Source organism: Proteiniphilum sp. UBA1028 (assembly GCF_002316955.1).
Taxonomy (GTDB): domain Bacteria; phylum Bacteroidota; class Bacteroidia; order Bacteroidales; family Dysgonomonadaceae; genus Proteiniphilum.
In genome coordinates this window covers 79211-95631 of sequence record NZ_DCEN01000074.1, presented here as the reverse complement: position 1 = coordinate 95631, position 16421 = coordinate 79211, and the positions used below count along the sequence as shown (strand labels likewise).

Below are 16421 nucleotides of genomic sequence, written 5' to 3'. Positions count from 1 at the left end.
ACGACATTTATATGACTCGCGACAACAGGTCTTACCTGAAAGAGCGGGGCATCCGCCACACAGGAAGACCGCTTGGGCGAAAACCTAAAAAAGAGGCGCAAACCCGCTATAAGAGAGAGAAACAGAGAAAAGAAAAAAATGAGCGTAATCAAATTGAAGGCAAGTTTGGACAAGGGAAAGCCGGCTACAATAGGAACAAAATAATGACACAATTATCCGACACTCACGAGAGTTGAGTAGCAAGTATTGTATTTATAATGAATATCCTTCGAGCGATGGAGGATGTTTTTTTGCAAATTTTCAAAGAACGTTTTTGCTGTCTGTTTTTTCAGATTAAGCGTATGAAAAATCAAACCGCAGAGCCTTGTTTATATTCTGTGGCGTGAGACTTTTTCAGCAAACCCTAGTGAAAAGATAAGAGAAAGCTGCGGTAAATTTGAAAATATTTCAATTTCTCATGTTTACAATGGGAAAAATATTTCCACAAAAAAAGAAGTAAAACAACTGCTTAAATTAAGAAAATTGATCTTTTAATAAAATAGGCATTTATAGATTCTATAAATCTTATTAATTATTTCAATACAGCTTTTCTTCTTTTTGCCGGTTTATTGTGAAAATTAAGTATATTTTTGTGATAATCTTTGTCAGACCGTTTTAGCGAAATTCCAATAAGAGTCTGAGTTTTTTTGAATTGTTTTTTAAATTGTTTTTTTGTGCGACAGTCTGTGTACGTACACAACGCCGGAAGCAACAAATCATTTCAAAACCTTCAAACATCGCATTGTTTGAGATCTGCCTTTCCGGTCACAGAAAAAAACGAATAAAAACCGAGCAAAAAGGAACAGCTCCCGGGAATAGCAAAAAAAGGACAATTAATTATTCTGATTAACAACAACATACCAAATAAAACCAAAAAAAATGGAACAACACCCAGCAAGGAAAAGTGAGTCGCGGGGATTTTACAAACTGTCTCCGGTACAGCGTATAGGATTCGGCGCAGGCGACCTCGCACAGAACCTTATCTACCAGACAGTATCCATGTACCTGCTGATCTTTTACACCAATGTCTTCGGACTTCCGGCAGCGACAGCCGCCGTTATGTTCCTCATAGTCCGTCTTATCGACGTGGTGTGGGATCCCATTGTGGGAGCTTTCGTGGACAAGCGGAACCCGAAGATGGGGAAATATCGTTCCTGGCTAATACTGGGTGGTGTGCCACTGACCGGATTTGCCATCCTTTGCTTCTGGAACGGCTTTTCCGGCTCGCTGCTCTATGCCTACATCACCTATGTGGGCATGTCGATGGCATATACACTGGTCAATGTTCCCTATGGAGCACTCAATGCCTCACTTACCCGCGACACCGACGAGATTACCAAGCTCACCGCTACCCGCATGTTCCTGGCCAACCTTGGGGGACTGGCTGTAGCCTATGGGATTCCCATCATCGTGAAGAGCCTCTCTCCCGACGGGCTAATCAACTCGGCCGAATCGGGTAGCGCCTGGTTCACCACCATGACCATCTACGCGCTGGTCGGCCTGGCACTCTTGATCTTCTGCTACACCCAGACCAAGGAGCGGGTGGTAATGGACGAAAAGGACACACAGGATGTAAAAGTGTCCGACCTCTGGATCGAATTTGTCCGCAACCGCCCGCTGCGTGTGCTGGCATTCTTCTTCATCACGGCCTTTGCCATGATGGCCATTGGGAACTCGGCCGGATCTTATTACATGATCTACAACGTGCATGCGCCTGATATGGTGCCCTACTTCATGGCCCTCGGCTCCATTCCGGCATTTATTTTCATGCCCATGGTGCCTGCCATCAAACGTGCCATCGGCAAGAAGCAGATGTTTTACGTCTTCCTCTCCGTGGCCATCTTTGGGATGGGACTGCTTTATGCCATCTCTGTCATCCCCGCACTGAAGAATCAGGTGTGGTTGGTGTTGGTGGCACAGTTTATCAAGTCCACCGGCGTAATTGTCGCCACCGGATATATGTGGGCACTGGTACCGGAGGTGATCTCCTACGGGGAGCACAAGACTGGCAGGCGAATTTCGGGCATTGTCAACGCCCTGACGGGTATCTTCTTCAAAGCCGGCATGGCGCTGGGAGGTGTGGTACCCGGCTTTGTGCTGGCGTTTGTGGGATTTGACGAAAAAAATGCTGTTTCACAGACTCCGTTTGTGGAACAGGGCATCCTCTGGCTCGTGGCAGTCATTCCTGCGTTGTTGCTTATATTGGCTATGTTCATCATCTCCCGCTATGAACTGGAGGATGATGTGATCGACCGGCTCAATCTGGAGATTGAAGCCAGACAAGAACAAAAATGACAAACCTTCGCTAATTTACCCCATTATGAAGACAAAAAAAACGGCAAACAGGATGTTATTCGCAGTCTTATCATCTGCTTATCTCCTGAGTTGCGGTTCCCCAAAAAATGAACAAGCTCCCTCCCTGAAAGAGGCCTACAATGAAAAATTCCTGATAGGTACAGCCCTGAATGCCGGCCACAATTATGGGAGAGATACTCTCGGCTTGAACGTAATTACGCATCATTTCAATTCGATCGTTGCCGAAAACTGCATGAAAAGTATGCATCTTCAGCCCACGGAAGGAGTATTCTTCTTTGACGAAGCCGACCAATTTATACAGTTTGGCGAAGAGAACCACATGCACATCGTAGGACATACGCTCATCTGGCACTCTCAAGCTCCCGACTGGTTCTTCTCTGATGAGAAAGGAGATGATGTTACTCGCGAAGTATTGATTGAACGGATGCGAAACTATATCCATACGGTTGTCGGTCGCTACAAAGGGCGCGTTGACGGATGGGATGTGGTGAACGAGGCAATCCTCGATGACGGCAGCTGGCGCAATACCAAGTTCAGAGAGATCGTCGGCGATGATTACATCAAGCTGGCCTTTCAGTTTGCACGGGAAGCCGATCCCGATGCGGAGCTCTACTACAACGACTATGCCATGTCACAGGAAGGAAAACGCAACCGAGTGGTAGAAATGGTAAAAAAACTACAGGAGGATGGTGTCAGGATAGACGGCATCGGCATGCAGGGTCATATGGGAATGGATTATCCCGACATCGGTGAATTTGAAAAAAGCATCGAAGCTTTCGCCGCGCTCGGCGTGAAAGTGATGATCACCGAAATGGATATCACCCTGCTACCCTTCCCTGCCGGAGAAACGGCTGAGGTTTCACTAAATGCCGGTTATCAGGAAAAGATGAATCCCTATGCCAACGGCCTTCCCGAAGAAGTGGAAGCTGCGTTCAATAAACGGTACACCGACTTCTTCCGTCTCTTTCTGAAGCATCGGGACAAGATCAGCCGTGTCACCCTCTGGGGCCTGACCGACAGGGACAGCTGGCGAAACGACTGGCCCATCACGGGCAGGACCGATTACCCGCTGCTTTTCGACCGCAACTACCAGCCCAAGCCGGTTGTGCAGCAACTGATTGATCTGACAAACGAATAACCAAATAAAAAATTTACACAATGAAAGAACCGAGATATCTCGTGCCGGGCGACTATATGGCCGATCCGGCGGCACATGTCTTTAACGACAAGCTCTATATCTATCCATCCCACGACTGGGAGAGCGGCATTCCTGAAAACGACAACGGCGATCATTTCAACATGAAGGACTACCATGTTTTTTCAATGGATGATGTGGAACAGGGAGAGGTAACCGATCACGGCGTGGTCCTGCGAACAGAGGATATTCCCTGGGCCGGGCGCCAACTCTGGGACAGCGACGTGGCTTTCCGCAACGGAAAATACTATATGTACTTCCCGCTGAAAGACCAAAATGATATCTTCCGCATCGGCGTCGCCATCAGCGACAGACCGGAAGGCCCATTCATTCCGCAGGAAAATCCCATTAAAGGGAGTTACAGCATGGACCCCTGCATCTGGCCCGACAAGGATGGCGAATATTATATGTACTTCGGCGGTCTGTGGGGCGGTCAGCTGCAACGCTACCGAAACAACAAGGCACTGGAGTGTGCACTGCTGCCGGAAGGAGATGAACCCGCCCTTTGCCCAAAGGTGGTGCGACTGAGAGAAGATATGCTGGAGTTTGCCGAAGAACCGCGCGACCTGATGATACTCGATGAGAAGGGAAAGCTCCTGTCGGCAGGTGACACCAAACGTCGCTTCTTCGAAGCTTCCTGGATGCATTACTACAATGGCAAGTACTACTTCTCCTACTCCACGGGAGACACCCACCTGATCTGCTACGCCACCGGGGATAACCCCTACGGCCCATTCACCTATCGGGGCGTAATCCTGACACCCGTGGTGGGATGGACTACACACCACTCCATCGTGGAGTTCAAAGGGAAGTGGTACCTCTTCCACCACGACTGTGTACCCTCGAAAGGGAAAACATGGCTCAGGAGCCTGAAGGTGGCTGAATTGAAGTACAACCCGGACGGATCCATTCAACCCATTAAAGGAACGGCTGAATAATGGGAAAGAAAACGGTCTCTCTGATCATGCTTCTCTGCTTTACGGCTATCGGCCAGCTCAGCGCCGAAGATGGCAGCAGGCTGTGGCTGCGTTTTCAGCTACAGGAGAAGACAAATTTGCCGGACTTCTCCGGCATTCAGGGGGAACTGTCGTCGATAGCCCTGCAGGAGTTTCAGCTTGCCTGGGAGGAGATGACTGGAAACAGTTTATTAGAAACGGACAAACCGACAGGCCACACCCTCCTGATCGGCACCCTGGAAAACCGGCTTATCAGAAGACTCGTTGATCGAGAAGAACTCCATGAGCTGGGCCCGGAAGGATATATCCTCCGCAGTGTGATGCAGGGAAAGGATCGTTTCACGATTATCGCCTCCACGAAAGAAAACGGCCTCCTCTATGGGGCGTATCACCTGCTACGATTAATACAAACCAACAAGTATAACGACACACTCCGCATCACCGAACGTCCGCGTTACGACATCCGCATCCTCAACCACTGGGATAACCTCAACGGAACCGTAGAACGGGGTTATGCCGGCTACTCCATCTGGCAGTGGGATCAGCTACCGGAGCAGATTTCTCCCCGGTACAGGGAATATGCCCGTGCCAACGCCTCTGTCGGCATAAACGGCACGGTGCTCAATAACGTGAATGCCTCGCCCGACATCCTGACAGACGACTACCTGAAAAAGGCAAAAGTGATTGCCGATATCCTGCGCCCTTACAAGATTAAAGTGTATCTGTCGGTAAATTTTTCATCACCCAAAATATTGGGTGGAATACCCGATTCCGATCCGCTGAACCCACGCGTACGGCAATGGTGGCAGGAAAAGGCCAGAGAGATATATCGGCTGATTCCCGACTTCGGCGGTTTTCTGGTGAAGGCCAACTCCGAAGGACAGCCCGGCCCACAGGATTATGGACGAACCCATGCAGATGGAGCCAACATGCTGGCCGATGCTCTGCAACCGCATGGCGGGATTGTGATGTGGCGGGCTTTTGTCTACAACCCTACCGAAGAAGACCGGGCAAAACAGGCCTACAGTGAATTTATGCCGCTAGACGGACAGTTTAGAAAGAATGTCGTCATACAGGTGAAGAACGGTCCTGTCGACTTTCAGCCAAGGGAACCTTTCAGCCCCCTCTTTGGATCCATGAAGCAAACTGCCCTGATGCCGGAGCTACAGATTACGCAGGAGTACCTCGGCTTTTCGAACCACCTGGTTTATCTGGCCACACAGTGGAAGGAGTTTCTGGAGAGCGACACCCATTGCAACGGAGACCACTCCACCGTTGCCAAAACAACCGACGGCACCCTTTATCAACATCCGGTGAGCGCCATCGCCGGCGTCGCCAATATCGGACAAGACGCCAACTGGTGCGGGCACCATTTTGCACAGGCCAACTGGTACGCCTTCGGCAGGTTGACCTGGGACCATACACTCCCTGCAGAAGAGATCGCCGACGAATGGATACGTATGACCTTTTCAAACCGGGACGACTTTGTTGCACCGATAAAACAGCTGATGCTCTCTTCGTGGGAAGCAGCAGTGAACTATATGATGCCGTTGGGACTGCACCACATCTTCGCTTGGAATCACCATTACGGCCCCGAACCCTGGTGCGATATTCCCGGAGCACGACGGGACTGGCTGCCTCCCTACTATCACAACGCCAGCGAAAAGGGCATCGGCTTTGACCGAACCACAACCGGCAGCAATGCTGTCTCGCAATACTGCTCTCCATTGAACGGGCAGTTCAACGATGTGAACAGCTGCCCCGAAGAACTGCTTCTTTGGTTTCACCATGCTCCATGGAGTCACCGGATGCAAAACGGACGCACCTTGTGGGAGGAGCTCTGTTACCGTTACGACGACGGCGTACAGCAGGTTCGGGAGTTTCAAAAAACATGGGACCGGATGGAACCCTATCTGGACAGGGAGCGGTTCCGCCATGTGCAGTCACGCCTCAGGATACAGTCGCGCGATGCCGTCTGGTGGAAAGATGCCTGCCTGCTCTATTTCCAGACCTTCTCCCGAATGTCCATCCCATACGACATCGAGCGGCCGATACACGAATTGGAAGAACTAAAACAGATCAAATTGGATCTCAAACACCATAATTGAAATCTGAGTGGTGTGAGGGGGATGATCCACCTGCCGGATTGACTCTCAAACACCATAATTGAAACGCTGAGGATGAAATTGCAATGTTAATAAATTACGAAACAAAGCTGATAACTGGAAGCTTATCGCTAAGAAATAGGAAAATCAAATGATAAAAACATGGAGATGGTTTGGCAAAAAAGATCCCATCAGGCTTGAAATGCTTCGGCAAATCGGCGTAGAGGGGATCGTGACGGCACTCTATGACGTGCCGCCCGGTAACGTGTGGAGTGCCGAAGAAATTGAAGAACTCAAGCAAACCATTGAGCAGGCCGGGCTTTTCTGGTCTGTAGCCGAAAGCCTGCCCGTGCCGGAAGAGATCAAATATGGAGATGAAAGCCGTGACCGGTTGATCGAAAACTATCAAGTCAGTCTTGCCAACCTCGGCAAAGCAGGTGTGAAAACAATATGTTATAATTTTATGCCCGCTATTGACTGGGTACGCACCGATTTGGAACACGAATTGCCGGATGGCAGCACCACCCTCTACTTCGACAGAATCCGTTACGCCTGTTTCGACTGTAAAATACTGGGAAGGGCAGGAGCGGAAAAAGATTATACCAAAGAAGAAGTCGAAAAGGTTGATCAGCTGTACCGCGTGATGACCGAGGCGGAAAAAGAGAGGCTGATCGATACGATTATCGTCAAGACACAAGGTTTTATCCACCGGAGAATGCCGGGCATGAATTCCGGACCGGTAGAAGAGTTCAGGAAGCTGCTGCAAAAGTATGAAGGTATCAACAGAGAGCTCCTGCGTGAAAACTTGAAATATTTCCTCCGGCAGGTGGTGCCCGTCGCTGAAGAGCATGGCATCATGCTTTGTATCCATCCCGATGATCCGCCGTTTCCGGTGTTTGGACTGCCGCGCATTGTTAGCGACGAGGAAGATATCGACTGGATCCTCCGCTCCATAGCAAGTCCCGCCAATGGTCTCACACTCTGCGCAGGATCGCTGAGTGCTGGCACCCAAAACGATGTCCCTGCATTAGCCGCCAAATTTGTCAGCCGAATCGGCTTTGCCCATCTCAGGAGCACACAACTGCTTCCCGAAGGCGATTTTATGGAAGCGCCGCATCTGGAAGGTGATGGAAAGCTGATTGAGGTAATACGCAAACTGGAGAAAAAAAGGCCGGATATTCCCATGCGGGTAGACCACGGGAGGGTGCTCCCCGGCGACAGAGAGATGCCTCATAACCCGGGCTACTCTTTCTATGGACGGATGTTCGCCCTGGCACAGGTAGAAGGAATGATGGCCGTGGTACGCAAAGAAATTGAAGAAAGTAAATAGCAAAAAAAATTACTTATGGGAGAATTATTCAATATAAACGAAAGAGTAATCCTCATCACCGGAGGTACAGGGATACTGGGAAGCGTGATTGCCTCCTATCTGGCCGGCGAAGGCGCCAGGATGGTGATTCTGGGGAGGAGAAAAGAAGCTGGAGAAGCATTGGTAAAAGAGATTAGAGAGAAAGGCGGAGAAGCCATATTCCTACGAACCGATGTGATGAACGAGGCCTTGCTTTTAAAAAACAGGGAGGAGATTATGAGCCGATACGGACAGATCGATGCTCTGCTGAATGCCGCCGGAGGCAATATGGCCGGCGCCAACATCCCGCCTGAGAAAACCTTCTTCGACCTGGATATGGATCAGTTTGACGAGGTGGTCCGTCTCAACCTTACCGGCACTGTGCTACCTTCGCAGGTTTTTCTCGAACCAATGGTGGAAAGAAAAAAGGGGGTGATCCTCAACTTCTCCTCCATGGCTGCCTTTCGTCCCATGACCCGTGTTGTGGGTTATGCTGCTGCAAAGGCGGGCGTCACCAATTTCACCCAGTTTCTGGCCAACGAAGTAGCCACGAAATTTGGAGAGGGGATCCGGGTGAATGCCATCGCTCCCGGTTTCTTTTTAACCGAACAGAACCGGGAGCTACTCACCAATCCTGACGGTAGCTACACCCAACGCGGAGGAGATGTAATCCGACAAACACCTTTCAAGCGGCTGGGACGGCCGGAGGAGCTGTGTGGCACCATCCATTATCTGGTAAGCGATGCTTCTGCCTTTGTGACCGGTACCACTATCACAGTGGATGGCGGATTCAATGCGTTTGCCATGTAAGCCGGCATTAGTCTGCAAAAAAATAAATAAGTATAACAATCAGCAAACAAACAAAAACAGACAATGTATTTATTGGGATTTGACATCGGTAGTTCATCCGTAAAAGCTGCACTGGTGGATGCCGAAACAGGCAAGATTGCAGCATCGGATTATTTTCCAAAAACGGAGATGTCCATGCGGGCCGTGCAGGCCGGCTGGGCTGAACAGGATCCGGAAATGTGGTGGGACAACCTGAAGCTGGCCAATGCATCGGTATTGGCACAATCGAAAGTAGACCCTCAGGATATAAAAGCAATCGGTATCTCCTGGCAGATGCACGGGCTGGTAATGGTGGACAGAGGCCATCGGCTGCTCCGTCCATCTATCATCTGGTGCGACAGTCGGGCAGTACCATACGGAGAGATGGCATTCAGGACAATCGGTGAAGAAAAATCATTGTCGCATCTGCTCAACTCACCCGGCAACTTCACTGCCTCCAAGCTGGCCTGGGTAAAAGAACATGAACCGGAATTGTACGATCAGGTTTACAAGATTATGCTTCCCGGCGACTATATTGCCATGAAGCTGACTGGTGAAATCGGCATGACCGTGGAGGGTTTTTCGGAGGGAATCTTTTGGGATTTTAAGGAGAACCGTATTTCGCAGGATATTTTGGATCACTTTGGGTTTGACAGGGAAATACTTCCTTCGTTGACCCCCGTCTTCGGAATACAGGGAAAGGTTACCACCGCTGCAGCGAAAGAGCTGGGGCTGCATCCCGGTACGCCGGTAAGCTACCGCGCCGGAGACCAACCGAACAATGCCGTGTCACTCAACGTGTTTAACCCCGGCGAGATAGCTTCCACCGCAGGTACATCGGGAGTGGTATATGGAGTGTTGGATGAAGTAAAGTATGACCCGCTGTCGCGTGTGAACATCTTCGCCCACGTAAATCACCAGCCGGCACAGACTCGGCTGGGAGTACTTCTGTGCATCAACGGCACCGGCATTCTCAACTCGTGGATCAAAAAGAACATGACACCTGCCCGTCTGGATTACAACCAGATGAACGAACTGGCTGCTCAATCGCCAATCGGAGCAAAAGGTATCTCGGTTATACCTTTCGGCAACGGAGCCGAACGGGTACTGGAGAACAAAGACAGCGGCAGCTCCTTCCATGGCATCAACTTCAACATCCACTCCCTCGCCGATATCCTCCGGGCTGCGCAGGAGGGGATCGTCTTTTCGTTCCAGTACGGAATGGAAATCATGAAGAAGCTGGGAATGGATATCAGGGTAATCCGTGCCGGAAATGCCAACATGTTTCTCAGCCCTCTGTTCCGCGAAACCCTTGCAGCAATAAGCGGTGCGGTCATCGAACTCTACGACACCGATGGGGCTGCCGGGGCTGCCAAGGCTGCCGGCATCGGAGCAGGTATCTATCGTTCACCACAGGAAGCTTTTGCCTCCCTGAAAAAAATCATGATTGTGGAACCCGATACGCAGCATGCCGGCAGGTATATGGAAGCTTACGACCGCTGGAAAAAATATTTATAATAAAACATCATCAATCTCTTATTAATTCAATATAAATATGGAAACTGAAAAAAATGCAAAAGAGTTTTTCCCGGGAATCGGGAAAATTAAGTTTGAAGGCAAAGAGAGCCGTAACCCCATGGCATTCCGTTATTATGATGCCGAAAAAGTGGTCTACGGCCGTAAAATGAAGGATTGGTTTAAATTCTCCATGGCTTACTGGCACACCCTCTGTGCCGAGTCGAGCGATCCATTTGGAGAAGAGACCAAGGATTTTGCGTGGAACAACGGCAGCGATGTCATTGAAAAAGCCAAACAGAAGCTGGACGCCGGTTTTGAGTTTATGCAGAAGATCGGCATTGACTACTTCTGTTTTCACGATGTGGATTTGGTTGACGGAGGAAACTCCCTGGAAGAGTATGAATCCAATCTAAAGGCAATCGTGGCCTATGCTAAAAAGAGGATGGCAGAGACAGGCATCAAGTTGCTCTGGGGCACAGCCAACGTGTTTGGCCACAAGCGATATATGAACGGAGCCGCCACCAACCCGGATTTTGACGGTGTGGCCTTTGCCGCCACACAGATTAAGAACGCACTGGATGCCACCATCGAACTGGGCGGTGAAAACTATGTATTCTGGGGTGGTCGTGAAGGGTATATGAGTCTGTTGAACACCGACATGAAACGGGAGAAAGAGCATCTGGCAATCATGCTGGGAAAAGCACGTGATTATGCTCGCTCGAAAGGATTCAAGGGCACCTTCTTCATCGAACCCAAACCAATGGAACCCACCAAACACCAGTACGACGTGGATGCGGAGACAGTGATCGGCTTCCTGCGCGCACACGGACTCGACAAAGATTTCAAGCTGAACGTGGAGGTAAACCATGCTACCTTGGCCGGACATACCTTTGAACACGACCTGCAGTGCGCAGTTGATGCCGGTATGCTGGGCTCCATCGATGCCAACAGGGGCGATTATCAGAACGGATGGGATACCGATCAGTTCCCGATTGATGTGTACGAACTGACCCAGGCAATGCTGGTGATTCTGCAGGGTGGAGGATTGCAAGGAGGTGGCACCAACTTCGACGCCAAGACACGCCGCAACTCTACCGATCTGGAAGACATCTTCATCGCCCACATTGCCGGCATGGATGCCTTTGCCCGCGCTTTGGAGGCTGCAGCAGCCATCCTGGAAGAATCTCCCTATCTCTCTATGCGCAAGAATCGGTATGCTTCTTTCGACAGCGGCAAGGGCAAAGCGTTTGAAGAAGGTAAACTTTCTTTGGAGGATCTGCGCGAATATGCCCTCGCTCTGGGTAGAGAGCCGGCCCAGATCAGTGGCAAACAGGAGCTGTACGAAGCTATTGTGAACATGTATATTTGATCTGCTGCCCATAAAAGATCAACCACCCGCATAGGGGTGGTTGATCTTTCTTAAAATACCGTTTCAACCTCAGAAAATGGATTCGTTGCCTCTCTTATCCTTTATCATAAACCTTTTCACCAATGAGACCTTCTTTACAAGTTTCTGTTAGCAGCATCATGCCGACACTCCTCGCATTGTTTCTTGTCACAGCATCATACGGAGCAATCAAACTGCCTCCGTTGCTCTCCGACAACATGGTGATACAGCGTGACAGGCCCATTCGCCTCTGGGGCAGTGCCGATGTAGGAGAGAAGGTGACCGTCCGGTTTAAACAGAAGAGCTACCAGACTGTTGCCGGTCATCAGGGTGAATGGTCTCTTCTTTTAGATCCCTCCGTAGCCGGAGGCCCCTATATACTGGAAATAAATGAGCACGTCCTGCACAATGTGATGGTCGGTGACGTATGGGTCTGTTCCGGCCAGTCGAACGTGGATCTGCCGGTCTACCGGGTGGAGGATCTCTATAAGCAATTGACCGATACCCTGAAAAGAAATGAAGTAAGGTTACTGAAAATAACCAACGACACCCATATCGCCGGAACAGAGGAGGCGCTGGCTGATACCCGGTGGCGTGTACTGGCTCCGGAGAATGTATCCGATTTTTCGGCCATTTCCTACTTCCTGGGCAACGACCTGTATGAGAAAACAGGCATCCCGCAGGGGGTGATTGCCAGCAGCTGGGGTGGTACTCCCATCCAGTCCTGGATCGGAGAGGAGTATATTAAAAAGTACCCCCACTATTACAACGAGATGCTGCTGACACGAAACAACGAATACGTGGCACAGGTAAACATCGCAGCACAGGTTGCAGGACGCGCATGGAACAGCTTACTGTATAGGCTCGATCCCGGGGTGCGAGAAAAGTGGTATGCTCCGGATTACAACGACAGCCACTGGCAAACAGTCAACCAATATGACAACGGCTCGTGGACACGCACGAAAAACGGCCCCTTCAACGGTTCCTACTGGTTCAGACAAGAGATAGAAGCGGATCCTGCCCATGCAGGCGAAGAGGCGCTGCTGAGGGTAGGATGCCTGGTCGATGCCGACTCCACCTACCTGAACGGCGTGCTGATCGGCACAACCGGTTACCAATACCCACCCCGCAAATACCGGATACCAGCGGGACTCCTCAAAGCAGGAAAAAATGTGATCACCATCCGGCTAATAGGTGGTAGCAACGCAGCTTTCATAAAAGACAAACCCTACAAAATCGTATACAACAACGGCAATGAACAACCGCTTTCAACGCAGTGGAAGTTCCGGCACGGCACCTTTATGCCACAACAGCGGGTACAGGCAATCGGTATACAAAACATCGCCACCGCATGCTACAACAGCATGATCTGGCCCCTTCGCCACTTCCCTGTCGCGGGTGTGCTGTGGTACCAGGGAGAATCGAACACCGGGAGGGCAGAAGAGTACGAATCTCTGCTAGGAGACCTGATGGAAGACTGGAGAAACATCTGGAAGGAGCCATCCCTGCCCTTTTTTATTGTCCAACTACCAGACTACATGGCCCCTACAAACACACCTTCGGAAAGCGGCTGGGTTTCGCTGCGCGAATCTCAGCGCAGAGCCACTCTGAACGACATCAACGCCGAACTGGTTGTGGGACTGGGACTGGGAGAATGGAACGACATCCACCCTCTTCGAAAAAAGGAGTTGGCAGAACGGGCATCTCTTGAGATCCGGAAGAAAGTTTATGGGCAACCTGTCGCTGTAACACCCCGACTGGAAAGCGGCGAGATTAAAGGCAGCCAGGTGATCCTGACATTTTCCGACCCGATAACAGGGGACAAAGAAGGCAATGTGTATGATTTTGAACTGTCCGAAAATGGACATACTTACCGGAATGCGGAAGCAGTAGCGAACAAGAACAAAGTGTACATCAGCTCCCCGGAAGTTGAGAAACCGGTCAGCGTGCGCTATGCATGGCGCAACACACCTCCCCGGGCAAATTTAAAGGGCAGAAATAATCTGCCCCTTCCTACATTCCAATGGGATAAACCACAATAACCGTCCCACCATGCAGGTGGTTTCAAGCTGTCACTTCACATTGAATGCCACGCGCAGGTCCTCGATCTCCTCATCGCCGATAGGCTGCAGAGGCCCAATAGAGGCGGCCATCACCAGCGAGTTAGCCGAGAACTCGGCTACCTCAAGATAGTCGAACGTGTTCAGCAGCTTATCTCCGGTAATAAAAACACTGTCGTTTTCCACCAATATCACCCGGTTCTTGTGAAACATGTTGGCCACACTGTCCACATCGTTGTAGATCAACCCAAAGGGGATGGAAGGCACATCCTGCAGGAAGATCCAGCTTTCGGGGATGGTTCGCACATCAAATTTTGAGCCGCTTACTGCATGAGCCATCAGGTTCACCGGTTGGGTACAAATGATGGAGTTGATGTGAGGATTGAGTTGGTATATCCGCTGATGGAGTGCTACGGAGCGACTGGGGGTCTTTCCTGCTTCAGCCATCCCGTTTTTGATTTGTACAATGTCGCTGGGCACAATATCCCAACGGGCAATATTGCTGGGAGTAATCAGAAAGTCGTTGTTCTTCCAACGAACAGAAACCGTTCCATAGGTTGAAATCATCAGACCCTGATTGCAGGCTCTGCGAATGATGTTGACCATCTCTGTACGGATGGCACGCTCTTCTGAAGGATGGTCGATATCCATGAAATGCGACACATTGGTCGGCAGATGATGCACATATTGCGATACCTGTTCGTCCGACAGGTAGTTCACATTTCCCAGTCGTTTGGCATTGACGATGGTGCGGCAACAGAACTCCAGTGTTTCAAATCGCTGGTAGGCATCCATCATATCGGTACCACCCAGTACTACCCCGTGATTCTCCATGATCACTGCTCTGTAGCGTTTGTCTTTGAATTCAAAGGCAATTTTTTCTCCCAAATCCTCACTCCCCGGTGTTCCGTACGGGGCAAAGCCAATATCTCCACAGATGTTGTGCGCCTGCGGAACAATTTTGGTGTCGGGCACAATACCGGCTATGCTGAATGCGACCAGTGCAGGCGGATGTGCGTGAATAATGGCTGTCAGCTCAGGGCGGGTCTCATAGATCGCTTTGTGAAATGGCAACTCCGATGAAGGTTTGTGTGGCCCGATGAGGGTGCCGTCCTTCTTCACCTGCATGATATCTTTTACAGTTAGGGAACCTTTATCCACTCCCGAAGGAGTGATCCAGATATCGCCATTTTTATCCCTGATAGAGATATTTCCACCGGAAGTGGTGGTCATGCCGCTTTTGTATATTCGTCCGATGATCACATTGATCTGCTCCACCGGATGCATTAAGTTTACATCTAATTGTTTCATTTTTTTAAGCATTAAGAGTCTAGAACCTGAAACCAGAACCAATTGGCTGTTGATGCACTATCAATCGGCTATGAAATATGTTTATCAAAATAATTTAGCAGAAATGTTTCCGCTTCGACGCTCCACAACCCTTTATTCCTATTGCATATAAGAGCCAGCTCGCGGAACAGGTCGCTGGATTCACCCAGTGTTGCAAAATCGGCAATGGGAGTCAGCGGCATATCGATATGGGTATATATCAGCTTCTTTCCACCCGGTATTTGGGGAAGGTTGTTGGTCGCCGCCGCCACCGCATTCAGTCCGCCGATATGGGTGATCAGTCCCGCCGGATCAAGCCCCTTGCTCATGATTTCGAGTGCCTCCACCATATCGTCGTTATTTCCTCCGCTGGTGCCTACAATATGCGTATAGGCATAGTGTACGTTGTAAAAATTAAGCATGGCGCTAAAACCGGTATCATCCGGACCGGCAAAGAAGTTCAGGCATCCGTCGAAAGCAAGTATGGCATCCCCCTGTTCCACTACCGGCTTCACGGGAGCGAAGACGAAGACATCGTCGTAGCCGGATCCTCCACTGATGGCTTTCAGCTCTTTTACGGGATCCTCCAAGGTGCCGGTATTGACATATCGCAATGTAATACCGCGCGATGCGGCTAAATCGACGCCATAAATTGTGGCAGCCCTGTCCAGTCTGGCCTGATCCACGTCGGTGACCACCAGCAGGGAGGGCTTGCGGTCTTCCCGGTGAAGTACATAGTTGATGGCGGCAAGCCCCATGGGGCCTACACCAGCCAAGATCGCCATCTTCCCGCCATCCACTATTTCCATCTTGTGGCGATAGCTTCCGGGAGTTGTATGATAGTTGGCATGCATGGCGCCGATTACGCAGGAAAGCGGTTCTGCCAGTGAAGCAGGATAATAGCCCTCTCCATGATATGTCAACAGGCAATCTTTTTCCATCACTTCATTGGGGATAACCACGTAGGTAGCATCTCCTCCAATATAGCGGTAACTGTATCCCGGAGCACTCAAGATGCCTACAGGGCCATTTTCGTAGTACAGTGCCGGTTGAATGGAGAACTTGTCCCCTGCTTTGAATTTATGGCTCCATTTGGCCCCTACTTCCAGCAGCTCACCGGCAAACTCATGACCGATGATGATGGGGTTTTCGGCCACATCGCCGGGGATACGTTTATGATCGGTCCCCTGCGAAGATGCCTTGTAGGAGGACATACACAGCGAGTCGGTAACTACTCTGGCCAGGATCTCGTTTTCTTTGATCTGTGGCAATTCAAACTCCTCCAGCCGGAGGTCTTTCTTACCGTATAGTCTTACTGCTTTTGTTTTCATTTGTTTTGA

12 protein-coding genes are annotated in these 16421 nt (G+C 50.3%); 10 read left to right on the top strand and 2 right to left on the bottom strand.

Annotated elements, in window-relative coordinates:
- From B3Z75_RS12980 to B3Z75_RS12935, 10 genes are all read left to right on the top strand, one after another.
- Positions 1 to 236, top strand: a 236-nt coding sequence (locus B3Z75_RS12980; RefSeq protein ID WP_294072503.1) for a transposase, incomplete at its 5' end; no start/stop codon positions are given.
- Positions 237 to 918: 682 nt separating this feature from the next.
- The gene (locus B3Z75_RS12975; protein WP_294072500.1) at positions 919 to 2334 is read left to right on the top strand and encodes an MFS transporter; all 1416 of its coding nucleotides are present in this window, start codon (positions 919 to 921) and stop codon (positions 2332 to 2334) included.
- A 25-nt stretch (positions 2335 to 2359) separates the two neighbouring features.
- Positions 2360 to 3493 (top strand): endo-1,4-beta-xylanase, encoded by a 1134-nt coding sequence (locus tag B3Z75_RS12970; RefSeq protein WP_294072497.1) that lies wholly within the window; start codon positions 2360 to 2362, stop codon positions 3491 to 3493.
- Positions 3494 to 3513: 20 nt separating this feature from the next.
- Complete coding sequence (locus B3Z75_RS12965) at positions 3514 to 4488, top strand: glycoside hydrolase family 43 protein (RefSeq protein ID WP_294072494.1); 975 nt, start codon at positions 3514 to 3516, stop codon at positions 4486 to 4488.
- Complete coding sequence (locus B3Z75_RS12960) at positions 4488 to 6614, top strand: alpha-glucuronidase family glycosyl hydrolase (protein WP_294072490.1); 2127 nt, start codon at positions 4488 to 4490, stop codon at positions 6612 to 6614. Before B3Z75_RS12965 ends, B3Z75_RS12960 begins: the two co-directional genes overlap by 1 nt.
- A gap of 148 nt (positions 6615 to 6762) precedes the next feature.
- Entirely contained in the window at positions 6763 to 7941 is a 1179-nt protein-coding gene (uxuA, locus tag B3Z75_RS12955) for a mannonate dehydratase (protein WP_294072485.1), read from the top strand.
- Positions 7942 to 7956: 15 nt separating this feature from the next.
- Positions 7957 to 8769 carry an SDR family oxidoreductase gene (locus tag B3Z75_RS12950; RefSeq protein ID WP_294072482.1) on the top strand — a complete coding sequence of 271 codons (813 nt, stop codon included), beginning with the start codon at positions 7957 to 7959 and terminating at the stop codon, positions 8767 to 8769.
- 63 nt (positions 8770 to 8832) lie between these two features.
- Positions 8833 to 10305, top strand: coding sequence for a xylulokinase (locus B3Z75_RS12945; RefSeq protein ID WP_294072479.1), 1473 nt, complete (start codon positions 8833 to 8835; stop codon positions 10303 to 10305).
- Positions 10306 to 10342: 37 nt separating this feature from the next.
- Entirely contained in the window at positions 10343 to 11674 is a 1332-nt protein-coding gene (gene xylA, locus B3Z75_RS12940; RefSeq protein WP_294072476.1) for a xylose isomerase, read from the top strand.
- Between the two features lie 122 nt (positions 11675 to 11796).
- Positions 11797 to 13734: a sialate O-acetylesterase gene (locus tag B3Z75_RS12935; RefSeq protein WP_294072473.1), complete on the top strand. Its 1938-nt coding sequence runs from the start codon at positions 11797 to 11799 to the stop codon at positions 13732 to 13734.
- Between the two features lie 30 nt (positions 13735 to 13764).
- On the opposite strand, the gene B3Z75_RS12930 is transcribed toward B3Z75_RS12935, so the two are convergent.
- Together B3Z75_RS12930 and B3Z75_RS12925 are read right to left on the bottom strand one after the other, a co-directional pair.
- Positions 13765 to 15063, bottom strand: coding sequence for a class II aldolase/adducin family protein (locus B3Z75_RS12930; protein WP_294072470.1), 1299 nt, complete (start codon positions 15061 to 15063; stop codon positions 13765 to 13767).
- A 68-nt stretch (positions 15064 to 15131) separates the two neighbouring features.
- Positions 15132 to 16412 (bottom strand): zinc-binding dehydrogenase, encoded by a 1281-nt coding sequence (locus tag B3Z75_RS12925; protein ID WP_294072467.1) that lies wholly within the window; start codon positions 16410 to 16412, stop codon positions 15132 to 15134.
- Between the last annotated feature and the right edge of the window lie 9 nt (positions 16413 to 16421).